The sequence below is a fragment of the Conexibacter sp. DBS9H8 genome, assembly GCF_023330685.1.
GTDB lineage: Bacteria > Actinomycetota > Thermoleophilia > Solirubrobacterales > Solirubrobacteraceae > Palsa-465.
The window spans coordinates 1,641,551-1,665,221 of the sequence record NZ_CP097128.1; the positions used below are offsets into that span (position 1 = coordinate 1,641,551).

18 protein-coding genes are annotated in these 23,671 nt (G+C 67.3%); 9 read left to right on the forward strand and 9 right to left on the reverse strand.

Going from position 1 to position 23,671, the window contains the following annotated elements:
• Nucleotides 1–511: 511 nt before the first annotated feature.
• The 6 genes from M3M55_RS07790 to M3M55_RS07815 all read left to right on the forward strand — a co-directional run bounded on the left by M3M55_RS07790 (nucleotide 512) and on the right by M3M55_RS07815 (nucleotide 6,808).
• Complete coding sequence (locus M3M55_RS07790; protein WP_249012256.1) at nucleotides 512–757, forward strand: hypothetical protein; 246 nt, start codon at nucleotides 512–514, stop codon at nucleotides 755–757.
• A 156-nt stretch (nucleotides 758–913) separates the two neighbouring features.
• Entirely contained in the window at nucleotides 914–1,837 is a 924-nt protein-coding gene (locus M3M55_RS07795; RefSeq protein ID WP_249012257.1) for a hypothetical protein, read from the forward strand.
• A gap of 380 nt (nucleotides 1,838–2,217) precedes the next feature.
• Complete coding sequence (locus M3M55_RS07800) at nucleotides 2,218–3,822, forward strand: IS1182 family transposase (protein WP_249012258.1); 1,605 nt, start codon at nucleotides 2,218–2,220, stop codon at nucleotides 3,820–3,822.
• A gap of 320 nt (nucleotides 3,823–4,142) precedes the next feature.
• The gene (locus tag M3M55_RS07805; RefSeq protein WP_249012259.1) at nucleotides 4,143–4,916 is read left to right on the forward strand and encodes a TIGR04255 family protein; all 774 of its coding nucleotides are present in this window, start codon (nucleotides 4,143–4,145) and stop codon (nucleotides 4,914–4,916) included.
• Entirely contained in the window at nucleotides 4,913–5,809 is an 897-nt protein-coding gene (locus M3M55_RS07810) for a helix-turn-helix transcriptional regulator (protein WP_249012260.1), read from the forward strand. The genes M3M55_RS07805 and M3M55_RS07810 overlap by 4 nt, the downstream gene beginning before the upstream one ends.
• 12 nt (nucleotides 5,810–5,821) lie before the next feature.
• On the forward strand, nucleotides 5,822–6,808 hold the full coding sequence (locus M3M55_RS07815) for a hypothetical protein (protein ID WP_249012261.1): 987 nt from the start codon (nucleotides 5,822–5,824) through the stop codon (nucleotides 6,806–6,808).
• Between the two features lie 295 nt (nucleotides 6,809–7,103).
• Here M3M55_RS07815 and M3M55_RS07820 read toward each other — a convergent pair whose 3' ends face one another.
• Nucleotides 7,104–7,733: an antibiotic biosynthesis monooxygenase gene (locus M3M55_RS07820; protein WP_249012262.1), complete on the reverse strand. Its 630-nt coding sequence runs from the start codon at nucleotides 7,731–7,733 to the stop codon at nucleotides 7,104–7,106.
• A 41-nt stretch (nucleotides 7,734–7,774) separates the two neighbouring features.
• Nucleotides 7,775–8,761, reverse strand: coding sequence for an alpha/beta fold hydrolase (locus M3M55_RS07825; RefSeq protein ID WP_249012263.1), 987 nt, complete (start codon nucleotides 8,759–8,761; stop codon nucleotides 7,775–7,777).
• Between the two features lie 64 nt (nucleotides 8,762–8,825).
• On the opposite strand from M3M55_RS07825, the gene M3M55_RS07830 reads away from it, so the two are divergent.
• A complete protein-coding gene (locus M3M55_RS07830; RefSeq protein WP_249012264.1) occupies nucleotides 8,826–9,539 on the forward strand; it encodes a helix-turn-helix transcriptional regulator in 714 nt (237 codons plus the stop codon).
• Nucleotides 9,540–9,724: 185 nt separating this feature from the next.
• Here the strand turns inward: M3M55_RS07830 and sigJ are convergent, their stop codons facing one another.
• The 4 genes from sigJ to M3M55_RS07850 all read right to left on the reverse strand — a co-directional run bounded on the left by sigJ (nucleotide 9,725) and on the right by M3M55_RS07850 (nucleotide 14,589).
• Nucleotides 9,725–10,726 (reverse strand): RNA polymerase sigma factor SigJ, encoded by a 1,002-nt coding sequence (gene sigJ, locus M3M55_RS07835; protein WP_249012265.1) that lies wholly within the window; start codon nucleotides 10,724–10,726, stop codon nucleotides 9,725–9,727.
• Nucleotides 10,723–12,165 carry a phytoene desaturase family protein gene (locus M3M55_RS07840; protein ID WP_371878737.1) on the reverse strand — a complete coding sequence of 481 codons (1,443 nt, stop codon included), beginning with the start codon at nucleotides 12,163–12,165 and terminating at the stop codon, nucleotides 10,723–10,725. Before M3M55_RS07840 ends, sigJ begins: the two co-directional genes overlap by 4 nt.
• A gap of 183 nt (nucleotides 12,166–12,348) precedes the next feature.
• A complete protein-coding gene (locus M3M55_RS07845; protein WP_249010624.1) occupies nucleotides 12,349–13,671 on the reverse strand; it encodes a transposase in 1,323 nt (440 codons plus the stop codon).
• An 84-nt stretch (nucleotides 13,672–13,755) separates the two neighbouring features.
• Nucleotides 13,756–14,589 (reverse strand): phosphotransferase, encoded by an 834-nt coding sequence (locus M3M55_RS07850; RefSeq protein ID WP_249012267.1) that lies wholly within the window; start codon nucleotides 14,587–14,589, stop codon nucleotides 13,756–13,758.
• 1,003 nt (nucleotides 14,590–15,592) lie between these two features.
• Here M3M55_RS07850 and M3M55_RS07855 point away from each other — a divergent pair.
• Both M3M55_RS07855 and M3M55_RS07860 read left to right on the forward strand, forming a co-directional pair.
• Nucleotides 15,593–16,897, forward strand: a complete 1,305-nt coding sequence (locus M3M55_RS07855) for an IS1380 family transposase (RefSeq protein WP_249011846.1) — start codon at nucleotides 15,593–15,595, stop codon at nucleotides 16,895–16,897.
• A 294-nt stretch (nucleotides 16,898–17,191) separates the two neighbouring features.
• Nucleotides 17,192–18,355, forward strand: a complete 1,164-nt coding sequence (locus M3M55_RS07860; RefSeq protein WP_249012268.1) for a nuclease-related domain-containing protein — start codon at nucleotides 17,192–17,194, stop codon at nucleotides 18,353–18,355.
• Between the two features lie 430 nt (nucleotides 18,356–18,785).
• Here the strand turns inward: M3M55_RS07860 and mobF are convergent, their stop codons facing one another.
• The 3 genes from mobF to M3M55_RS07875 all read right to left on the reverse strand — a co-directional run bounded on the left by mobF (nucleotide 18,786) and on the right by M3M55_RS07875 (nucleotide 23,534).
• Nucleotides 18,786–21,662, reverse strand: coding sequence for a MobF family relaxase (gene mobF / locus M3M55_RS07865; protein ID WP_249012269.1), 2,877 nt, complete (start codon nucleotides 21,660–21,662; stop codon nucleotides 18,786–18,788).
• Between the two features lie 154 nt (nucleotides 21,663–21,816).
• Nucleotides 21,817–23,181 (reverse strand): type IV secretory system conjugative DNA transfer family protein, encoded by a 1,365-nt coding sequence (locus M3M55_RS07870; protein ID WP_249012270.1) that lies wholly within the window; start codon nucleotides 23,179–23,181, stop codon nucleotides 21,817–21,819.
• Between the two features lie 137 nt (nucleotides 23,182–23,318).
• The gene (locus M3M55_RS07875; protein WP_249012271.1) at nucleotides 23,319–23,534 is read right to left on the reverse strand and encodes a helix-turn-helix domain-containing protein; all 216 of its coding nucleotides are present in this window, start codon (nucleotides 23,532–23,534) and stop codon (nucleotides 23,319–23,321) included.
• Between the last annotated feature and the right edge of the window lie 137 nt (nucleotides 23,535–23,671).

The following is a 23,671-nucleotide window of genomic DNA, read 5'->3' on the forward strand; positions in this document are numbered from 1 at the left end:
TCTGAAAGCCCGCAAATACGGTCGTTCCGACTCCAGGAAACCCCTGCAAAACGACACCGGCCGAACTCATAACCCGAAGGTCGCAGGTTCGAATCCTGCCCCCGCTACTCGAAAAGGCCCGGAAATCCGGGCCTTTTCTGTTTCCTGAGGGCCTTTATCGACTGATCGACTTAAGATGGGTACCACTCGTGGGTACCAAACTCGGCCCAAAATGTCGCGCCGGCCGCGTAGGTCGCCTTGCGCGCCTTCGGGTCCGAGTCGCCCGCGGTTCATCAGTCGCCGTTCGCTGCCCGTGAGGAATAAGGAGCCCGTGGTCGCCGGCCCTTGCGCCAAGACCGGCCCGTGAGCGAGCCGCTGGCAGACGCCCCAGGCCCAAGGTTGGCGTGACCCTGAAGGGCGAGCTCGTGACGCAACGCCCGGGGTGCCCGCGACGCGCGACTGCACGAACTCGCACGACCGGGGCTGGCGGCGAACGTGCGTGCGATCATTCGCCGCAACGACGTCCGTATCGGTGCTTGACAGGGAGATCTTCAGCGAAGCCGAGGCGGCTCGGATCTTGCGGGTACCCCGGGGAACGCTGAGCTACTGGCTGGACGGCCGCAGCTCACCCGGTCGCGCGTACCCCCCGATCATCCGAACCGACCCGGTCGACCGCCACGTCGTCACCTGGGCGGAATTCGTCGAAGCTGGCTTGCTCTGCGGCTACCGACGCGACCTGAAGGTCGAGTTGAACGGCGGAAGCACCGGCAACGAGTAAGCGCCGCACCGGCGTTCGGAGCGCATTCGCGACGATCGAGATGTCGCCAAAGCAGCCGCATGGTGGAGAGACCTCACGGATGAATGCGATCGCGGAAAGCGGATCACGAGCGCCCGGCAGCAGGCGAAGCGCCGCAGGCTAAGCGATACTGGCCACATGTTGACGCTCCCAACGGCGCCGACCGACCCCGTCGCGCCCGGCTCGAAAGCCAGGAAGCCGAAGAGTCCTGCCACCGAGGTTGGATCTAGTAACTGGCGCTCGGTGGTACTTCAGCAAGCTCAGCGCCTGACGGGCGAGCTTGATGTCATGCCGCAGAACGCGATCGAGCAGCCGCCGCCCGCGCTTGTGAATCAGGCGCGCGCCCGCATCGCCGCTGCGCACGCCATCGCCGAGGACTCGTCGTGGTCCTGGGTGACACTCCGCAATTGGTGGACAGGCAGCGCCGTCGAGACTGCGTGGGATCACCTGCAGTCTGGTCGGGAAATCATGCTGCGGTTCGCGCCATCTGGGAACGTGCGGGCGCAGCTTCCCAGCCTGCTGAGGCGTGTGGTCGCGATATCGTCAGATCCTGCGCACGACCCGCAGGTCGACGCGATGAAAGCGATCCTCGCCAGTACGGGCGACCTCTCAGCCGATCAACGCAGCACGATCACCGCTGTGCATGAGCATGTCCGCTTTGCCGAGGACGATCACAGCGAGGCCCGCGGCTTTCGGAACAATCTCTTCCTGTGGACCCTCGGCTTGGCGATCGGGGCCGGCGTGCTGGCGCTGATCGCGCAACATGGTGGCCGCTACCTCGTCATCGGCGCGGTGGCAGGCATGCTCACAACTGCGCTCGCGTGGCGAAGCCTCACGCACCTGACCGGACCGTTCTCCGTGAACACTGCCCAGGCGCTGCTCAAGATCGCGGCTGGCGCTGCATCGGCGCTCCTCGGCGTTCTGCTCGTCCGCTCGGGGATCATAAGCGGGCTGACCGTGAACTCTTCCAGCGCGGACGGCTACGCACTCGTGTTCGGCCTTTCGCAGCAAGCGCTGACCCAAGTCGTCGACAACGCAGCGAAAAAGCTTGGTGGTGCGTAGGGGCGACTTCATCGGTGCGACCGTCCCGAGCCCGCACTGACCGTCGCTTGTGAGTCTCCTGTTCCTCGGCCGGCTTGGCGCGCCTCGCGTCGTCGCCAATGCGATCGACGGGTCGACGGAGGCCTCCACGCAAACGCGATCACCACCGCCAGCGCCGCTGAGAACTGCTTCGTTCCAGGAGGGATACGCCTCCGGCTAGGAGCGTGGTGTTTTTTGGCTGAGGAAGGGGACGCAGCCGGTCGCTGGTGACCGGCTGCGGGCGCTTGATCTGAGGTTGTGTCGGGTCGGGCTGCGTCGGATGTTGTCTCTGACGGTGACCGGCCGCTGGCGCGGCCTTTGGCTGCGCGAGGACGTCCGAGTCTCAACTCATACTTGAGGGTATGAGTCTTGGTTTGACGCCCCGCCAGCCGGACATGTTTCAGACGACGACGAGCTTTTGCGAGAGCCGCGTTTCGGCCGGTTCGATCTATGGCTTGTTGCACCGTGAGTGCTTTGAGCTGTTCCCGGACGAGATGTTCAAGGATCTGTTCAGGGACGTCGGCCGCAGGTCGGTGCCTCCGATGATCGTCGCGGTCGTGATGGTGCTGCAGCGTTTGGAGGGCTGCTCTGATCGGGAGGCGGTCGATCGGTTCGCTTATGACCTGCGGTGGAAGTACGCGGCTGGCGGCCTGGATTTCGACTACCCGGGGTTTGTGCACACGGTGCTGGTCGATATGCGCGCCCGGCTTGCCGCGTCTGAGGATCCGGACCGGATCTTCAAGGTCACGCTTCAGGCGGCCCGGGAGGCTGGGCTGGTTGGTCGCAAGCGGGTGCTTGACTCGACCGCTTTGTTTGATGCGGTCGCGACGATGGACACGGTCACGCTGATCCGTTCGGCGATCCGCGGGGTGTTGAAGGCCGCCGATCGCGAGACCGAGCAGCAGATCCGAGGGGTGCTGAGACGTGATGACGACTACCTCCAGGCCGGGAAGCCGGCGTGTGACTGGGAAGACCACGCAGCCCGGGAGCAGCTCGTCGATGCGCTCGCCAGGGACGCCCGGGCGGTGCTTGCCCTGCTCGACGGGCTGAAGCTGGAAGAGCCGCTTGAGCAGGCCGGACAGCTGCTCACGACCGTGGCCGGCCAAGACCTCGAAACTGGTCAGGACGGACGGTTCCGGATTGCCCGGAAGGTCGCGAAGGACCGGATCATCTCAACCGTTGATCCGGACGCCCGGCACGGACACAAGACCGCCGCCCGTTCCTTCGACGGCTACAAAGGGCATGTCGCGATCGATCCGGACTCAGAGGTGATCGTCTCCACGCACGTCACCGCTGGGAACGTCGGGGATGCCGCCGCGGCCGACGCGCTCCTCGCTCAAGACCTACCCGCCGAGACCGCCGAGACCGCCGAGACCGCCGAGACCGCCGAGACGAGTGTCGTGGAGCCGCTTCGGGTCTACGGAGATAGCGCTTATGGCACCGGTGAGCTGCTCAAGACGCTGCAGGCCGCCGGCGTCGAGACGTTTTGCAAGACCCAGCCGCCACGCGCCCCCGGCGGCCGGTTCCCGAAGACCGAGTTTCGGATCGATCTGGACGACGGGACGGTGACCTGCCCCGCTGATCACACCGTTGGTTTGCGGCCGTTGAAGACAGGTCAGGTCGCCAGGTTCGGGAAGCTCTGCGCCGGCTGCCCGCTCAAGACGGCGTGCACCGCGAGCCGGAATGGACGCAGCATCCACCTCGGCCATCACGAACGGCAACTGCAGGCCGCGCGCGCCCAACAGACCGACCCGGACTGGAAGGCCGGCTACACCAGCACCCGCCCGAAGGTCGAACGGAAAATCGGGCATCTGATGCGCCGCAAACACGGCGGCCGGCAAGCCCGAGTCCGAGGCAAAACGAAGACCGCCGCCGACTTCTCACTTCTCGCCGCCGCGGTCAACCTCGCGCGCCTCGGCGTCCTCGGACTTGACCGCCAGCCAAGCGGATGGGTGACAGCCACCTGAACCCGCGCAACCGACCGAAAACGCTGAAACGGCCTGCTCAGCGACCACCAAGCCGGGTCCTGACGGACCCGATCGCCCCACCGGCGCAGCCAAAGGCCGCGCCAGCGGCCGGTCTTCGTCGGAGAGAAACTCCGTGAGAGCGTCAGCTCTCACCCCTTCCCAAGCCCGTTCTACACCAGCCTCCTAGGCCGCATCGGCCCCCGCTCTTTGGCGTCGGACGCGGGCGTCGAGCGGGCTTGGCCGGGTGCATGCAAGATTTCGGCCCTCCTTATGGGAAGCGCCCTTGGAATGCCGAACTGTGCACTAGAGTGTGCATCGCGATGGAGCGGCATCCACCAGTGTTGAAGAACTCGCCGCTCCAGCTTGCGGCAATCGAGCTCCGGTTCCCGGAGGCCGTGTTTCTGCCTGAGGACTTGAAGGCGATCCGCCGCGCCCTCGCCGAGGTGTACCCGGTTCCGGGGACGGAGCACGGTATTGGGATCGAGTTGACGCCCGAGGGCACGGTGCGCCAGCAGCAGACGACGCAGCGGCAGGTCTATCGAACGATCGACTCCGCCCACCTCGTCGCCCTCACGGGTACAACGCTCGTGCTTGAAGCGCGCGGTCCGCAGTACGAGGGGTTCAGGAATCTGCTGGATCGCTGGCTGGTGGCGCTGGAGGCCGTCGTGCCGGTCGCCGAGATCGCGACGCAGCTGCGCCTCGGTCTGCGCTACGTGAACCAACTTCGGGTTGAGCATGGGGAGGCGGGCCTCGATGCGGTCGCGGGTCGCATCAATCCCACTCTGCTGAGCCCGTCTGGCGCTGAGGGCTTCGAGTTCCGCATCGCGACATCGTTCCAGGAACTCCGTCTCCTTAAGGGCGACGACGGCAAGGCGACGCTCAGACACGGATTGCAGGTCGCGCCGACCGGTGACGCTGAGCTAGCCGGGGCATACATCCTGGATCTGGACTACTACGATGACCGTGTCCTGTCGTTCGACCGCGACCAGCACGTCGAACAGTTGAGGGCCTTCAATCACGGCGTCTGGGAACTCTTCCGCTGGTCGCTGACCAGTGACGAGTATGAAGCGATGGAGCCGGAGGATCGAGAATGACTGCGCTCGCCAAGCCGGCCCGGGGAACCCTGCTGTCGACCGAGCAGCCGGCGTGGTATCTCGGTGGCTACGACTACGGGCAGTCGGTCGCGGTTGAAGAACCGGACACGACCGCGGGTCTCACGCCGATTCCGATGATCGGCGGCTTTTCGCCACGGAGCCTGTACTCCGATCCGCCGATGCTGGCCGCCGTCGCCAACGCCCTGCCCTCCCGCCCTAGGAACGTTCGCCTAGTGATCACGATCCCCGACGCGCCGTTCGTGCGGGTGTTGATGGCACCGAACGAGCCGACTTCCACCCCCAGCTCATACCGGCCGTGGTTCGTGAGAGGTCAAAGCACGGGCGAGGGCGTCGCGGAAATCGCCGAGTTCATCCGCACCGCATGGCGCGACATCGGCGCGACTATGGTGAAGCAGACCGCGCCGGCTGAGCTTGCCTTGTCAGCTGTGCTTGACGTGCCCGCTGCGCTACGGGAGGCGCGCGCGCAGGCCGGCCTGCCCGTCCAAGACCTCGCGGCCCTGTTCGGGATCAGCCGGCGGCAGTTCTACAACCTCGTCTCGGGCGAGCAGAACACCGATGACGGCCGCGCGCCGCGTATCGCGCGCATGACCGACGCAATCCGTCAGGTGAGCCTCCAGGCTGGGGGCAATCGTCGGCAGACCCGGCAACTCCTGCTCGCCAGGCTGAACGGCGATTCGATCTACGACGCTGCACTCGTTGACGATCAGGAGCGCCTGGGCTCGGCCCTGGAGCGCGCGGCCGCGGCCATCCGCGACGGCCAACCCCTCCTGCACCGTCTGCCTCCGTCCGGCCGTGCGACGCCGCGGGAGGCGGCCGCGGTGCGCGAGTACCTGCGCGCCAGCCGAGACGACAGCGGCCTCCCGGACGCTTGATGATCACCGCCGATGGATCTCGAAGCCCTCGTCCAACGCTATGAGGAGATCGATCAGCAGCGCGAGGAGCAGTTCCTCTCGGAGCTTCTTCGTGGGGGCTGGGAGACCGGATGCTGGATCCGGCCGGACCCCGAGCTGCTGATCACCGCCACTCAGGAGGACGTCCAGCGGTTGCTTGAGCGACTCCAAGGCAGGTCGCCGTTCCGCCGTGCGGAAATCGAAGATCCGTTCCCGAGCGGCCGGGAGTGCGAGCCGATCGAGGGCGACGGGCCCTGTTTCGTCCTTCTCACGCAGCGGTGCGATGTCGTGGGGATGTTCAAGAACGAGCCGCTGATCGAACTCGCGCACGCCACCTACTGCACGGACAGGAGCCGGCTCGATAACGCGTGGAAGAACTCGCCGCGGGAGTTCCCCGCTAATCCCCGCGCGGGAGCAACCCATCTTGTTGATCTGCGCTACCGCTACTTCCTCAGCAAGCTTGACCTTCTGGACCTGGAACCGAAACAGGCGCTACCGCGGGACACCGCCGACTGGCCCGTGCGCGTTCGCTTTGGCCTGCGAGCTGCCCAGCGGTACACCCGCTCGGCAGTACCCGACCGACTCGTCAACGCTGTGGTCGGTCCGCTCTACAAGCTCATCAAAGGCGACAGGGAGCTCACCGCCCTGTTCAGCGAATGGGCAATCTTCCATGGCGACCAGCACGACCGAAAGCCGGGATTGCGCGCCGTGTACCCGGTTCACCTAGACCCGACCCTGAGCGACGGCGAGCAGGACGAGCAGGAACAGCAGATCCAGACCGCTGCCGAGGACAAGTTCCAGGAGATCATCGAAGCGCTCCCGGCCGGGGCGACGGCCGAGCTCGACCTTGATGACGACCGCTGGACGCGCGCCATCGATGAGCGCGAGCTCACGGTCGCGGACTGGCGGCTGTCCTGGAAGCTCGAATGGGATCACGAGAGCTTCAGCGGACAGTCTGGGGCCCCGCTGCCAGCGCGGTAACCGAGAGTTGGCAGTGAGGACCGTCGCCAGTCAAGAGTTGACGAGCGCTTTCGTGGATGCGGCCGCTAACGGCTGACCTCTGCTATGGCGACCAAGCAGCCGTAGCGGAACCTGGTTCTGGCGAATACCGGGTGCGGGACCCATCCCCCCGGCAGAGACGTGCTCTGCCATTCACGGGGTACCGTGCCACAGGTGATGCAGGTGGCGCTCAAGGGTGGACACCTGGCGGGCAGCCCCGGTGTGCTCGATCGAGCTCCTCCGCTCGCCGTCTGTGGGGCGGCTGCTGGCACCGGGTTTAGGCGACGTCGGGGTAGTACTGGGGCGCCTCGCGGCGGTCTTGCAGACCGTACTCGCGAATGATACGAGCGTGGCGGACGCGGATGGTTGGGAGCGGCGGTGTGCCCGACTGGGCGGCGGTCAGGGTGCTCCAGGAGGCGAGCATTACAGAGGCATGCGGCTTTAGGATTCCGTCGTATCGCTCGAGGTCTACGAGCCCGTCGGCAGGATGAAAGTCGGAAAGCTCGTCGGCGTCGTGAACGCTGAGCGGCTCGAGCAGGGTGGCCGATTTGGCCGCGCCGATCTCGGTTTCGTCGTACCTGCTCTGCTTCAGCGGAGCATCGGTCGGGGGATGGGTGTCGTCGGTAACCTCGGCAACGCGCAGGCGGTAGTCAGCGAAGATCTCGAAGCGGCCGCGCTGCTGTCCTTGGTCGTGATGGGTGGCCTGAGTGCGCCAGCGGATCAGGGACTTCTCGTCGCGCCAAGTGGACAGGGACAGCAAGCGGCCTGGGGTGCGGGCACTGGCGAAGCGGGTGTTGTCGATGAAACCATCGATCGCCTCGAGTTCGGGGCGAAGCAGCTTGGCGATCGCGAGGTACTCGTTGAACCGCTCGGTGTAGGGTTGGACCTCGAACAGTACGACGAACATGAGTCTCTCTTCGGGTGGCTGATGGCCGCGGCTGGGGTAGGTCAGGCGACCGGTGAGGTTTCGGTGCCGAGCAGGAAACTCGAGGCTTCGCGGTAGAGGGCGTGGCGGCTTGACTCCAGGTGCATCAGGTGCGTGCCTCCAGCGATCTGGATGTCGCGGTGCAGCGGCGCGCCGGTGAGCGCGTCGAGCAAGCCGTTAGCGTCGCCGTCGGTGCACAGAGAGTCCCACTCGCCGCGCACAATGCAGGTAGGTGCCTGGATTAGGTACGGGTCGTAGGCCAGGTCGCCCGACCAGGCGGCGATGATGTCGGCCCGGGGTCCGCTGGGGGTGCGCACACTCGCTGGATCGCGGGTGCGAGAGGTGGGATCGGTATCCAGCCAGTCCTGCGCCCACTGATCAAACTGCCGGGTCAGCACGGGAGGGTGTCCGCTGGGCACGTCCTCAACAAAGCGCTCGTGCTGTGCCTGCACGGTCAGCGAGTACCAGCCACCGAGACTGGCCGGATCGGGAAGTCCGGACAGCGTGCGGCGGGTGATCGGCGCGAACAGCAAGAGCCGGTCCACCAGCTCTGGCCGGCGAGCGGCAGCCAGACCAGCGGCGATAGTGCCCCAGGAGTGGGCCAGCAGCGACACCCGGCCGCCGCCGCGCGCGCTGACCACGTGCTCGAGCACCTGCACGAGCTGCGCGGCGGCCTCCGGCGCGCGACCCAGCGGCGCGACACCAGTAGGGTCGGCGTCCTGCGCGGGGTAGCGCGGTGAAGAGCCAAAGCCGGCGAAGTCAAAGGCCCACACTTCAAGCCCCGTCGCGCACAGCTCGTCGGCCCAGGAGCGTCCGTCGAACGGGTAGGCCACCGACAGCCCGGAGGGAAAGGTCGCGCCGTGCACGTAGAGCACCGCGGGCGCCATCCCTTGGCTTGTGGCTCTGGCGCACGCAGGGCGGTGGCGCACGAAGAGATCCAGCCCGCCCGGGCCCGGCAGCAGCGAGCCCCGGGCGTCGTCTCCTTCACTGTCGCGCGGCGTCTGGGACACAGCTTGAGTATCGACCAGGAGTGTTTCGGCGCGGGCCGAATTGTGTTGGCCGTAGGATTGGCTGGTGCGTGCTGATGCTGACGTCTCGGTGCCCGCCGCTCTGATCGGGGAGCCCGCTCGCGCCGCCATGCTCGTGGCGCTGCTGGACGGCAGGTCACTGCCGGCTGGGGAGCTTGCCCGGGCCGCTGGCGTCAGCCCCGCGACCGCCAGTGAGCACCTGTCTCGGTTGACCGTTGGCGGTTTGACCACCGTTAGCCGCTCCGGCCGGCACCGCTACTACACCCTCAGCGGCCGTGAAGTCGCCCGGGCCCTGGAAGCCTTACAGGTGCTCGCCCCAGTTCGGGCGGTCCGATCACTACGCGATGCACGCGCCGGCTCCGCACTGGCCTTTGCCCGCAGCTGCTACGACCACCTCGCCGGCGAGCTCGCCATAAAGCTAACCGATGTGCTGACGCGGGAGGGGGCTTTCGCCCCACTCGTCACCGGCGAGAAGGGCACGCTGCTCAACGCCGCGCACCCACTCCTCGCCGACCTCGGCCTCAACGTCCCAGTCCACAACCCGAGCAGACGACCAATGATCCGAGGTTGCCTGGACTGGACCGAACGACAACCTCACCTCGCAGGCCACCTCGGCGCGGCTGTCCTCACCGCACTGACAAGCAGAGGCTGGCTGCAGCCAACGCCGACCAGCCGAGCAATGTGCCTCACGCCAGAGGGCCGACATGGGCTCGCCCACCTGCTCGACATCGACACAACCGCTCTACACCTCCCAAGCTGATCCGTCCCGCCGCGCAGTCCCGCGGCCCTGTTTTGATCATCCGACGAGCATGCCTGTCAATGGCCATCTGTTTCTCCCCATCCGCGGCCATCGTTTCTCCCCACTGACGGCCCGCTCGCATCATTCTCCCGGCCGGAGCAGAGCAGGTCTCGCACTATCGACCACTCGCCCGGAGGGCGTTGGCTCTACTTTTGGTCGATGCCGGTTTGAGAAGTGAGTTCGTCGGGGGTGCTGTAGCGGCCCTCGGCACTGCGCGGGCCCATCGGGACCGGATCGGGGTAGCCGGCCGGGAGGGTTGCGAGGGCTGAGGCGAGCTTGGTCGGTTCGCGGACGACGTGGATCGCCACCACGCGACCATCGGCGACATCCACACCAATCAACGACCTGGGGATCCCCTCCTCGTAGATCACGATCCCAGGGGTTCCGTTGACGTTGACAAGCAGGACGCTGGGCTCGTGGACGGCATTGACGCGGAGCGCGACCAGCGCCCTGGCGCAGCGGTCGGCGCCGTGGATGGGGACTCGGGAGGCTTGCGCGATGCCGCCGCCGTCAGAGCGCATGACCACCTCGTCCGCGAGAACAGCGACGAGATCGTGAACGCTTCCCTCACCGCACGCGGTGAAGAACGCGACAGCGACCTCGGTGCGGCGCTGTGGGTCTGGCTCGTAGCGCACACGTCCTTCCTGCACCCTCCGGCGGGCGCGGCTGACCAGTTGTCGGCAGCTTGGCTGTGTGCGCTCAAGGGTCTCGGCAATCTCGGAGTAGTCGTAGCCGAACACGTCATGCAGGAGAAAGGCGGCGCGTTCGGTTGGGCTCAGCGTCTCGAGAACGACGAGCAGCGCGAGTGACACGGACTCGGCGCGCTCGGCTTTCTCGGCGGGATCAAGATCGGCGAGGGCCGGTTCGGGCAGCCACGGACCGATGTAGGCCTCGCGGCGCATCTGTGCGCTGCGCAGCCGGTCTATGCACAGGTGCGTGGTGACGGCAGTGATCCAGGCTCTGGGTGAGCTTGGTGATGGGTCGGCCTGGTGCAGGCGCATGAGCGCTTCCTGCGCCGCATCCTCGGCGTCCGCGTGACTTCCGAGCATCCGGTAGGCCGCGGCGAACGCTGCCCGGCGTAATGCCAAAAACTCCTCGGAGGTCACGTCTGCGGGGTCAAGCGGCTCATTTTCACGTGGACGGATCATGCCGCCTGGGTGATAGTGGCCGTCGGGGAACCTCGGCGGCGGGCCGTCGTCGCTGCGGCGAGCACCGCGTCGGCTGCGGCGGCGCCGCTTGCGAGCGAGCTGCCCACGAGCCATCCTGCTGGTCCGACCCAGTCGCCCGCGAGGATGACGCCGGCCACGCCGGCGTCTGTGATGTCAGGTCGGCTTGCGAGGCCCGCGCCCGGCACGGGAAGCAGATGGTCGACGATCATGCGCGGAGCGAATCGTGCGTGGATCAGCTCGTCGCGCCAGCCGGGTTGTGCGAGATCGAACAGTCGCTCTAGGTGACCTCGCATCTCGGTATCGGATTGCGGCTGGCCGTCGTCATAACGCATGAGATGGACCACGGCCCCTTCACCCGGGGCGAGCGTCGCGTACCGCGAATGGGTTGAGAGGTACAGCGGTTCGTCGAGGCCAAGAGCGAAGCTGATCGCGCCCGCTGGCAAGCGCCGTAGCGCCACATCCAAGCAAGCGGCTGTCACCCGCCCGCCTGTCACCGTGGCGGTCGGCGGCAGCGCCCCGCCCACATTGGCAAGCAGCCGATCGGTGCGCGTCGGCGACAGTCCAGCGAGCACGACGGATCCCGCCAGACGCTCGGTGCCATCGGCGATGCAGACGCCACGTACTTGCTCTTCGCCGAGCAGCCCGGTCACTCGCGTGCTGGTCTCGATCCGACCTCCACCGGCGCGAACCCGCGCGGCCAGCCCGTCAACGATCGAGACCCAGCCGCCGTCGAGATAACGAACCGGCCGCACGGCGGCCGCTCGTACCATCCCGACGGCAATCTCGGCGGGCATCGCGTCCAGGCGTGCGCCGTAGCTCGAGAGCCGCAGCAGCGCGCCCAGCATGCCGGCCACGCCGGGGGTCCGCGAGTGAGCGTCGATCCAGTCCGCCGCACTCTGGTCAGTCAACCGTTCCGGGTGCCGGGTCAAGACGCCAGCGAGCACGCGCAGGAGGGCGGCTCTCTCGGTCACACCCAGCGCGGATCGTCCTACTCGTGGCGGCAGTGGCCACGCGGAGAGTTCACCACGCCACAGGACCGACCCACGGTCTGCCCGGAGATGGCCGCCGGAGATGCGAACCCCGACCGCGCGCAGTCGTTTCTCGTCCGGCCAATACAAGGCATGGCCCCCAAAGTTCAGCCGGTAGCCCTGCTCCTCGTAGGTTGCGGCACGGCCACCAAGCGCCGCAGAGGCTTCAAGGACGGTCACTCTGCGCCCCGCGTTCGCGAGCTTCGCCGCGCACATCAGCCCAGCGATTCCGCCGCCTACAACAATCGTCTCATCGGTCTTCATCCGCTGATCTCCTGGGTCCATCGGTTGCTGATCGTCATCAACAGGACGATGTTGCTCGCCGTTCTGTGACGCGACGCCCCCTGCACGGTGCGCATTCGGCTCTCGTTGGCGGTTCAACGGCTCCACGATGACGTCGAGGCCTCCACTTCGCGGCCACCAGGAGGCTGTCGCAGAAAGGTCAGGTCCTGCCGGATGGACCGGGGCGACCGGCGAGGCGTTGGTTTTGAGGTCACCGGGCCGGCGGGTGAGCCGGCTGGCGTGGTTGGGCTGCTGAGGAGATTGATGCCTGCGAGGCCCAGCGGCCGTCAGTCAGGCGACGGCTGCCGTGGTGGCCTTCCAGTACTTCAGTAGGTTGTGCGTGGCGGTGATCAGCCGCCATTCTGAGCGACAGGCGTTCAGGCCTCGTCGCTGGAAGCGGTCCGCGCGGCGGTTGTGCTTGGTCTGGCCGAAGATCGGCTCGATCGTCTGACCACGTTGTCGGTAGAGCTCTTTCCCACGGTCGCTGGCAAGGACGCGACGCATGTGCTCATAGATCCCTCCGCGCCGTTGATGATCTGCGGTCTTGCCGTCGTCTCGGCTATCAGGTGGCACCAGCGCCTGGATCCCCTCAGCCCACAACCGCTGGATCTGCTCGCCCTTCCAGTAGCCGGCGTCAGCGAGCGCCACTTCGAGCTTGGCGGCGATCCCGGCGCCCTGAAGCTCTGTGATGGTGTGGCGGATCATCGGCTCGAGCTGACCTTGGTCCTGGCCGCCGACCAGCACCTCGGCGGCAACGATGATCTGATCGGCGGTTGTGACCGCTTGGGCGTTGTAGCCCTGAATGAAGCCTTGCCGGGTCTTGACCGGCCGGGAGTCCGGATCGGTGATATTCACCTTCCCGACTGGCTGTCGCGACGGTGCTGTGGGCTTGCGGCCTCTCAACTTCTTGCCCTCTTCGGCCTCGCGGCGAGCCCGAGCCTCCAGATGCTCACGATGGGCATCTAACTCGGCCTGATGCTCGTCTTCGAGCTGGCGCTTGGCCTCAGCCAATCGCGCCCTCCGTGACCGCGGATCGCTCAGCTCGGGGGGCAGCTCGTCCCCACGCAGCTCACCAAAGCGCCCGTTCTCAGCCTGATCGATCGCGTCGGCCTCAGCCAGGATCTCCTTGACGATCTGTTCATAGCTGCGCGTCGCCATCCCTGCGGCGTTGGCGGCAAGCTTGGTCCCGTCCAAGGCGATCACCCCCAACGACACCAGCCCCGCCCGGGCACACAGCCCCAGCACCTGAGAGAACAAGCCCGCCAGCGCCTCCTCATGCCGCACCCGGAACCGAGCGATCGTCGCGTGATCAGGCTGCTGGTTCGCACAGATCACCCGAAAGGCGACATCGACCCCACAGCGCCGCTCAATCCCACGCGAGGAACGCTCCCCGACCGCATAGGCATACAACAACAAGGCGGTCATCATCGCCGGGTCATGCGCCGCCCGACCATGACCATCAGCCCGATAGTCCCCAAAGATGGCCCTCAGGTCCATCTCGGCCACCACGTCCAGCACACACCACGCCAGCTCGCCCTCAGCCAGCCAGTCCCGCAGCGATGGCGGCATCAAATACGACTGGTCACGATCACACGACAAGAAGTTCTGCGCCATCCCCGAACTGTCTTAAACCGGTCGGACGGAACGGCCGCTTTGTGCGACAGCCTCCCAGCGGGGAGAAAAAGTTCGCTTTCGTCTTTACGACGCCATTGGCGCGCGCGATCGGGTTGGCGACAAGGGATCTTCTTGTCGCAGTGCCGCCAGCATCTTCGCCTCGTTGGACACCAGCCACGTGAGGATCTGATCCAACGCCCGAATGCCGCCGTGCGGTTCCCAGGCGTGGACGAAGGCGAGCTCGCCAGCCTCAAGTCGGCTCCTCACAAAATGCATGCCTGCGCGGCCGCTCTCGACGATCGCGTCGACAAGCTCCTCATAGTCGTCAGGCTGTAGGCCGTAGGCGTCGACAAGCACTGCGAGCCGGTGGAAAGGGTCGAGACCGACCATGCCCTCAGCAACGAGATCAGGCGGCCGCATCGGAGCCCACATACGCGCCATATGGGCGAGATCCCACACGGGCCGGCCGGGGGCGGCAAAGTCGAAATCCAGCAGAGCGATGGCCTGACCGTCGCGGTAGACGACGTTCTCAGGACAGACGTCGTTGTGGCAGATGACCGGGCCGCCCTGGGGATCAACCACGCCTTCCCGTGACCAGTCCAGATCGGGGGGAAACTCAAGCTGAGCGACTGTCTCGTGATAGGTCCGCAACAGTCGTCCCGCACTCGCCAAGGCACCATCGCTGAGGACCCACCTGGGGAACGGAGGGACGGCGACGTCCCCATCGATCCACCGAAACTCCTGGACCCCCGCGGCAACCCCAACAGGGACCGGAGCAACGAACGGCGTGAGCTCGAGAGCCTGGAGAAGCTGGTTGGTCGCCTCGCTGTGCGGACCGAGTGGTCGGATGACCACCTCGCCGCGGCGGTACACGTTCCCGCCGTTGCCCATACTTCCCGCCAACTGCTCGCCGTCCAACGTCGCTCCTTCTGGGAATGGACCGGAGGCTACCGGCTGGCTGCCAGACGAGCAGGCGATGCGTACGCAACGCAGGCCCCAGACCAAGCCGGTCGTCAGCCCTGCTCATCAGTGAGTGCGCTGGCAGCCGGACCGCGTCGATTGCCGCTGAAGAGGCTCCGCCTTCGCTGACCAAGAGCCGCTTGCGCTGGGCGGTCGTGCGCCGAAGCAGGAGCGGAAAGACTGACTCTCTGACCGTTCATCCCTACCGAGAAAGCCGAAGGGCTCGACGTGGCAACCTTGAAGGGTGCTGGTGTGGACGCTGAATGAGATCGAGAGCGCCGTCCGGGCGAGCTGGTGTCGCGCGACTTGCGACCCAGCCGAGAGGAATTGGTCGCCAGAGAATCCGGCTCGTGGGCAGTGTGCGGTGACCGCGCTCGTGCTCCACGATCTGCTTGGTGGCGAGATATTGATCGCGGACGCGCGGAACGCGGACGGTTCCGGAGAGGGCTTTCACTACTGGAACCGGCTGGCGGGAGGACTTGAGCTTGACCTCACCCGCGAGCAATTCCTTGACGGAGAGTCCTTCTCTGAACCTGAGGTTGCGCCCATTCCTCAGGACCGCACGACTGGTCGGCTCGCGTCGCAGTATCAGCAGTTGTCCAGATCGGTTCGGCAGACGCTGGAGCGGAGCAGCAGATCGCGGGGGTCCATCTCTGACCAAGGGCTCTGGCCGCTCACGTAGGCAAAGACCTCGAGGGCCGGTGGACGATGTCCACCTCGCTATCGGCGAGGAGATCTCAGTAACGGTGCCCGTTGGAAGTCACCAATAAATATTCAGTGGATTGGGCAGCTGGCCGATACAAAGCTGATGCCGTCGATCCCTCCGCCTGACTGGGGTTTAGCCCTGATCCACTGATTCTGTGGGGTGGTTCTGTCCGGGGTCGTGTGAAGAATGACCTCCTGAGCAGGTTAAAAGCGACCGATTCCGGCGGTCGCGGCCTGCGATCAGGAGGTCACCTTCATGGTGAACGATGCCACGACGGTCGGACTGGACGGCGTCCAGGTCGTTTTTGATGATGAGCGGGCGGTGTCTGACGCCGGGATCGCGCTGGTCAGCACGCTCGCGCGGCGCCTTGGGGTCGAGTCACTCGCCGGCCGGCTGATCTCTCTGCGGTCTGACCGTCCGGGGGCGGCGAACGCGGGCCGCAAGGTCATGGCGGTCCTGTTCGCGATGGTCCTCGGCGCGGACTGCATCGATGATTGTCAGGTGCTGCGGGCGGGCCGGACCGGACGGCTGCTCGGCGGGTGGATGCCGGCGCCCTCGACGCTGGGCACGTTCCTGCGCGCGTTCACCTTCGGGCATGTTCGCCAGCTCGACAAGCTGCTCGGCGACACGCTGGCGCGTGCGTGGCGGGCCGGCGCGGGCCCCGGCCACGCCCGGCTGGTGATCGACATCGACAGCTTCGTCGGGGAGGTGTGCGGCCCACTGAAACAGGGAGCGGGATACGGGTACACCAAGCTGTTTGGATATCACCCGCTGCTGGCGACCCGGGCCGATACCCGCGAGGCGCTGCACATCCGACTGCGCAAGGGATCAGCGAACACGCAAAAGGGTGTCAAACGGTTCTGTGAGGAACTGATCGCCCGCGTCGAACGCGCCGGTGCGACCGGGCAAAAGCTCGTGCGCGCAGACTCGGGGTTCTGGAACATGAAGGTGTTCGAGCTGCTGGAGGCCAAGGGCTGGCAGTACTCCATCGGGGTGCGCAACATCAAGGCTGTGACCACAGCGATCCATGGGATCGCAGATGGTGACTGGCAGTCGATTGAGTACCCCGACGGCGGTGAAGCCCAGATCGCCGAGACTCTCTACAACAACCGGCGTCTCATCGTGCGCCGCACCCGCCTGACTGACCCTGAGCAGCTCATGCTCTGGCCGGACTGGCGACACTTCTGCTTCATCACCAACCGCACCGACGCGCTCGCCCTGGTCGAGGCCGAACACCGTGACCACGCCGTCGTGGAGCAGGTCATCGCCGACCTCAAAGACCAGGCTCTTCAGCACTTTCCCTCCGGTCACTTCTACGCGAACGCCGCCTGGACCGTGCTCGCCGCACTCGCGCACAACCTGCTCAGATGGACCCAGATCATCGGGCTGCCCAACAGCACCATCCGCGCCGCCCGCACCCTGCGGCGCCGACTGATCCAGATCACCGGACGGCTGACCCGACACGCACGCGGCTGGACCCTGCACCTCCCCGCCCGCTGGCCCTGGCACGGCGACTACCTCGCCGCACTCGCACGGATACGCGCACTCCCAGCCGCCTGACCGGCCGACCGGCCGGTCCCGGCCTCACTGAACTCCCGCCGACCTTCCGCTCACCCCGGGCGCGATCACCGCCGCCCCAAACCGACCCCGAAAACCGCTTTGGACCCGATAGCCGAGAGACCTGGCACCCCGTCTCAACCCCGCCAGCACCTCCCATCAAGCAAGAACCGGCCCAGCGACCGCAAAAAAGAACTCTGACCCAGCCCATCGGTGGATCAGGGTTTAGGCCCACCGGCCGACGACAAGCCCAAGCCGTCAACTCCGGAACCCGATATCGCTGCGACCCCGGAGTCCTTGAGGCTCGAGCCGATCGGAGAGCCCGCCAGCCTGCAGCAGCGACGATTCGACTCCAGTCAAGCGCGCGGCCGTCCTGCACGCAACACCATCAAGGGCATCGAAGGCGAACGCCGGGTGTCAGAAGAACTGGCAGTCGCGCTGGCCAACACCGGGGCGATCCTGATCAACAGCCTGCAGTTCCTGCACTGGGGCGACATCGATCATCTGATCATCGGCCCCGGCGGCATCACCGTTGTCGACGCGAAGAACTGGACTGGCGAGATCAGCGTCGTTGATGGGATCCCGCGTGTCGGCACCCGCAAGAAGTACGACAAGCTCGAAGGTCTGCTGCGCCAGCGCGCTGGTGTCAGGATCGCCCTGACGGCGGCACGAGCCAGCGTGAGGAACACAAGTGTTCAGGCAGTGATGTGCTTCGCCGACGACCCCGGCCGACCGGTGTCTCAACTCGCGGGCGGCGTGGTTCTCTCTGGAAGCTCTGCAGCGGGCGTAATCGCCGGCCGGGGCGGCCCACTCACCCCGGAGGACATCCAACACCTCCAAACGGTCCTGATGGCGGAGCTGCCCAAGGTCCATCGCGACCAGATCGACGCATTCATGGCCGAAACAGAGCAGGCAGCGGCTCGCCTTGACGATCTGCCGCGCCGCTTCACACCGTCGCGTCGCCGCGAAGCGAACGTCTCACCCTTGGGCCAGAGCCACCAACGGCCGCAACCGTCCCGGGGCCCGAAGCGCTCGCGGTCAGGTCGCAGCTCGTCGCGAAGCCGACGAGCGCGAAGCCGCACTGAGCGAGACGTGGCTGTCTTGATCGCGATGCTTTTTGTCGGCGGCGCATATTGGCTGGTCCACGGCTCAACGGCATCCTCCTTGTCAGGCCTCGGAGTCATGAACGGGTGGCCAGCCCGGATCACGTTCGATGCCCCGGCAAGTGCGAGCGTCGAACTCGCCGTGTTCCGGCGAGGCCACCCAACGCGCGCCACGACAGTGACCGCGGTCGGGAGCACGCAAACCTGGCAGCTGCCTCTCGCCTGGACCCGTCGAGCACATTCCTTCACCGTCGAGGCATGCATCCTCAACTCCAAGCGCCGGTGCGCCGCTGGGACGACCATCGCCAGCTCAGCTCGCTGGTCCGGGTCCAAGCTGCTCGGCTGGCAGCCGACCTGAACGGACCCTCGGCGTCGCACGAGGATCGTGATCCCGGGACGAGTCTCGAACCGCGGCTTCAGCGATAGTCACGTCGTCTGTCGTGGTGCAACTCGCGGCCACAGAGATCGGCCGTGCGTAGGCAACCGCACGATTCCCAGCGCTACGCCGCCCGCCCTGGATTCGGCGAGTAGGAGGGCTCGCAACAGACGCGGCAGCGCAGGCGTAGAGCTGACGGTCGGCTGAGGCGAGGACGTCCTGTCCGGAGGTTGCAGGCTCGTAGGGCGCCACGTGGCCTTCCGCTCACCGGCCGGGAACACCCTGACCTCGAGTGGTAGGAGTCGGTCATGAGATCACCGTTGCAGCACTCAACCCCGCGCCGACCTGGCGCGGGCTGGCCCCGCGTCCTCCGGGCGGTCGCCAATCGCCTGGACGTGATCTGGGCTGCGGGTCATATCTCCCACCCGGGTTCTTCCTCTCGCTCGAGCCCGGTTTCGGCGGCACGTGGCGTCGGGTCCCGGCCTGCCGCGGTCGGCCACCGGCGTGGTTCGACTGGCTCCTCCAGCGTGACCGCGGGCTCGGCGGTCTCGTGGACGTCGTTGGGCGGCGTGGCCCACGTGCGGTCACCGACGTGCGGCAGGACGCGCTGCTCTTCGGCGTCTGCCAGCGTCGGTTCCAGGTCCCGCGCGGCGGCTTCAGCACGCTCAACGTGGTGCTCGTGGGCGAGGGGGATGGCGATTGATGGGATCTCCGGTTCGCTGCGGCTGAGGTGCTCTGCGAGCTGTTGGAGGCGATCCCGGCCCGGTTCGATCTCCAGCGGCTCCGGGGCGTAGAGATCGGTGCGCTGTCGCGCCCGGGTGAGCGCGACGTAGGTGCCCTCCTGGGTGCTGTGGTCGGCGACGATGAGGTGGGTGGTGTCGACGGTTTGGCCCTGGGCGGGGAAGGGGTGCTGGACGTAGGCCAGTCGCAGGTCTGCGTCTTCCACCTCCTGTCGGCTCAGCGTGACGGTGTCGCCGCTGGCGAGTCGGAGCTCGACGACGCCGTGTTCGGAATCGATCGTTGTGACCTCGGCTCCCGTTCCGTTGCGAAGCACAGGCCGCGTGTCGTTTCCTTTCAGGGTGTGGCGGACCTGGACCTCATCGCCGGCACGCAACGCGTACGGGCGGCCGGGAACGGGAAGCCGCTCGTTCCCGAGTTCCCCGGCTTGGATGCGGATGGCCTGGGCGCGGGCGTTGAGCTGGTCGAGGTGCTCGTTCGAGGTCTGGACCACGACGAGCGTGTGGAGCCCGTCGGCGCGGTCGCGGTGGGCGGCCAGGAGCGCGTCGTCCTCGGCGCGGCGTCGGTCGGCGTTGAAGTGGATGTGGTCGCGGGCGGCGTAGCCGCGGAGGGCTCGCTCGGCCCGTCCCTGGCGGAAGTGCGCTTGGTCGCGCTGGTCCATCGGGTCCTGGGCGCGCTGGTTGATGGTCAGCTCCACGTGGGCGTCGCTCTCCCGCGCGGCCGTTTCGATGGTTTCCCAGAGCCCGCCGGCGCCGACGGGCTGGTTCTGGTGGGGGTCCCCGACGGCGATCAGCCGGGCGCCCGTGTGCGCGACTGCGTCCAGGACCGCGGCCTGCTCGTCGGTTGAGGCCAGTGCCGCCTCGTCATGGATGATGGTGCTCTCGGGGCCGAGCCTGACGCGCCCATGGGTGATCGCGGCGCTGAGCGCGCTGGTTGAGTAGGTCTGGCAGGTGACTCCGGCGTGTGAGAGGTCGCTGCCGAGTCGTTCGGCGGCCAGGCCGGCGGTGCTGGTGATGAGGATGTCGCGGCCGGCGGCCTGGTGGGCGCGGGCGATGCCGATCAGGGTGGTGCTCTTGCCGGTCCCGGCCTGCCCCTCGATCACCACGAACGGCCGGTCGGCACAGCCAAGCCGGATCGCTGCGCGCTGCTCATCGGACAGCCGCCCGCCGACCTGGGCGAGCTCGGTGTCGAGACGGTCGACCTCGGTGTCGGCCAGGCCGGTCGGCAGCGGTGTGACCCGGTCGTGGGTCAGCTGCTCGACGATCGCCACAACGGTGCGTTCCTTGCCGCGCTGGGCCCGGGTGGTGCCGGTGCCGTCGGCCAGTACGAGGATCTGGTCCTGCTCGCGCAGCGTCACCAGCGCACGCAGGGCCTCGTCGATCGGGGTGCCGGCGGAGCGTTCGAGCGCGACCGCCCGGGCGTCGCGGGCGGGGAAGGTCGCGTCGAACTCGGTCAGGGCGTCCAGCACCTCCTGTGGTGATGCGGGTGCCAAGTCGTCATGGTGTCCGCGGCGCAGCACGTCGATCCGTTCGCGCCCAAAGCCGTGGCGGGCGCCGTCGCGGCGCCAGGCGGTGTCGAGGTCCTCGGCGGTGACCGGCAGTTTGTGGCTGCGGGTGATCGTGCCCATCAGCCGCTCCTGCTTGGGTGAGAGCCCGCTCTCGATCAGGCTGGCGAGCTGGCCGGCGGCGTCGGCGGCCTCCGGGCCGCCGGCATCGATCACGGCCTGCAGGTCGCGGGCCTGGTCGGCTAACCGTGCGCGGATCGCCGTCTGGACCTGATGGTGGCGACTGGACCACCGGTCCAGCAACGGCCTGGGCACCCCGGCGATCTCGAAGTAGCGCCCGCCACGGCCGGTGCCGCGCTCGACCGCGAACCCGAGCCGGTGCAACTCCTGGGCGAGGACGGAGCGGTAGGCGGCGCCGACCTCGCGCTGGTGCACCAGCCAGGACCGTGAATCGATCGCGACGACCCTGCCGTCGCGGCGCACCGCGCCATGGAGCAGCACATGGGAATGCAGCTGCGGGTCGGGAACCTGGTCCTCGACCGCGCGGGCGGTGCTGTGGCGCCAGCTCGTGGCGATCACCCCGCCGGCCTTCTCGTGCACCACGGTGTCGACCCCGACCCGCCGGCGCAGCATCGGCACCTGCCGGGTCGCATAACCGAGTGCGGCATCGACCGCGCGTTCGTGCGCCAGCTCGATCTCGCCCCGCAGCTCCGTACCCGCGAGCGCCCAGACCGCGCTGACAGACTTCGGGGCAGAGAACGTCGCATCGATCGCCGCGACCGCAGTCCCGCCCGCCCCGGCCGGGCGGAGCGGTGCGCCGGTGTCGGGTCGCCGGACTTCCATGAGCGTGTGCAGCTGCTCCGCGCTCACCGGCCGGGCAGGATCGAGACCGAAGACCTCAGCGCCCTGGGCCCACCGTCCCGGTGCTTCGACCCGTTCACCGTCCTTGAGGTAGTAGTCGCCCAGCTCCGACTCCCGGGTCTTGCCCTCGAGGTAGTCGGCGTAGCCGCCACCGGCAGACGTCGAGATCTTGGCCAGGATCAACACGCCCCGACGCGCCCCTCACTCGGCTGAACCTGGGCGTAAGCCCAGTGCTATTGCAGGCATACACCCCACGCACCTCGGTGCTGGAGGCCAAGACGTCCGAAGATGTCCTGACAGCCCGTCACCTGAACAGACCCCTCTCGCAACCGACAGGCCCCTACGGTGCGGTGTATCCGAGGACCTGGGTGATCGTGCGGAACGGCTCGGCCGTGTGCGCAGGGGCGAGGTCGATGAACTCCCGAGCGACCCCGTCGAGGTGCAGCGCCCGGCCGGCCGGGATCTGGGCGACCTCGCCCGGGGCCATGACGCGGGTGCGTTGGGCCGACACGCTCATGCTGCGCTGACGGGTGCCGCGTGAGAAGACCGGGTCGGTGCGCCCCTTGCTGTAGCCATCTGAGTAGGAGGTGACCTCGCGGTCGTACTCACCCAGCATCGCGGACACCGTCTCGAGCGTCTTGGTGTCGGCGATCCCCGGCAGCAGCAGCTTGGTGCCGAACAGGGTGAGGAACCCGTCGGCCTGGACGCCCCAACGATGCCGGGCCTGGGAGAGATCCTGCAATGCGGCCATCAGCAACAGTCCCTGTCCGCCGCCCTCGGAGGCGATCTGGGGCAGCTCATCCAGCGGTGCGATGTTGGCGACCTCGTCGAGGGCGAACAGCACGCGACGGCGCAGCCGCCCGCTGGCGTGTGCGCGGTAGGTGGCCCGGCGGATCGCCGACAGCAGCCCACAGACGATCGGGGCCGCGCCGGCCTGGGCATCGGCGGGGGCGGTGATGTAGACGGTCTGGTTGCTGGTGACGAACACGTCGGGGTCGAAGTTGACGTCCCGCGCGGCCGCCAACGCGTGCTCGCTGCCATAGGCCGACAGCGCATCGGCGGCGCTGGAGAAGATCGACGAGCGCTCCCGCGCCTCGGTCTGAAGCACCCCGACCAACGTGGAGAACGCCAGTTGGGAGCAGCGCTCATCCTCCAACAGCACCCCGGGGGCGTCGAGGTCGTGAGCGAGCACCCAGCCGACGACCTCGCCCATGTCCCGCTCGTGCACCGCGGCGGCGTGGAGCATCGGCGCGAGCAGTGCCTGGGCGCGCAGGGCCCAGTGGGAGCGGTCCTGGGTGCCGGCGCCGATGTTTGCGCACAACGCCCGGGCCATCAGCTGGGCCCCGTCCCAGGAGCGGGCGCTTTGCACCGGTGACCAGCGCAGCTCGTGGGCACTCGACCCAGCGTGGCCGGTCGGGTCAAAGGTCCAGACATCTCCCTCCATCACCCGGGCCAGCCGCGTGGCGGTGTAGACGTCCGGCTTGGTCGAGGTCGACACCACCGGGCCGGTGTGTGACAGGATCGCCGGGATGATCACCGCGCTGCTCTTGCCCGAGCGGGGCGGACCGAGCAGCAGCACCGCGCGCTCATCCCGTGAGAACCGCGGCTGACGATCAGATGTGAGGCCGAGGAACACGCCACCCGCCCGGGCGGCCGCCTGGCGCAACGGATCCAGCGGGTTGTACGTCTCGCCCTTGGCGACCACGACGCCCGCCGCCGGGGTGCGGCGTCGGGGTGGGGACAGCCATCCTCTGAGGCCGCGGCGGGGCTCAGAGGATGGCTGCTCTGACGCTTGGCTGTGATGCACCTGGAGGCTCCCCGGTCGCGGCGACGGTTGCCCCATCAGGATTCCAGAAGTGCCTCGATCCGGGGCCGCAGGAAGCGGTAGGCCCGACCGAAGCGGTTACACGGAAGATCGCCTCGGGCCGCCAGCAGGTAGACCGTTGAGACCGGCAGGCGCAACAGCTCTGCCACCTCAGCGGCCGTCATCACCTCATCACGGCTCAGGGGACGACGGTCGCTGCGGACACGCTCAATATCGGGGGCTGCCACGGCCATGGGCCACACCATGCCGACCCCGTCCAGACATCGCAAGGACATCTCCGGACAACTGCCAAGACGTCCTCGGACAACTCCGGACAAGTTGGGGACAACCCGCAGAAAGCCCCGCAGTTGTAGGCTTTCACCGGCCTGTG